Raw genomic sequence first — 302 nt, 5'->3', positions numbered from 1 at the left:
GGCTGGCTGGCCTGCTCAACCGCGCCACGCTTGAACTCGGCAGTGAACTTCCTGCGCTTTGACATGAACACTCCTCATGGCCTTGATCGGCCTTCTTGTAAGTGTCCGTGAAAACGGGGGTGAACCCCCAGCACAATTTTCTCTGATCGAACACTGCCTGCCGGCGCAGCGCGGCAATGTCAGCATGACCAACCTGCAAGTGGTCAACGCCATCCTTTACGTTGCCGAGCATGGCTGCAAATGGCGCGGCCTACCCAAGCGCTTTGGCAACTGGCATACGGTCTACACACGCATGAACCGTT

At 57.6% G+C, this 302-nt stretch carries 1 protein-coding gene; it reads left to right on the top strand.

The annotated features are described in order from the left end of the window. Positions 1-76: 76 nt before the first annotated feature. The coding region (locus F7R02_RS26000; RefSeq protein ID WP_151210372.1) for a transposase at positions 77-302 on the top strand (226 nt) is incomplete at its 3' end.

It is taken from the genome of Xanthomonas cissicola (assembly GCF_008801575.1).
In the GTDB taxonomy this organism is placed as follows: Bacteria; Pseudomonadota; Gammaproteobacteria; order Xanthomonadales; family Xanthomonadaceae; genus Xanthomonas; species Xanthomonas cissicola.
The sequence above is the reverse complement of the archived record's forward strand: the minus strand, read 5'-3'. Positions and strand labels throughout refer to the sequence as shown.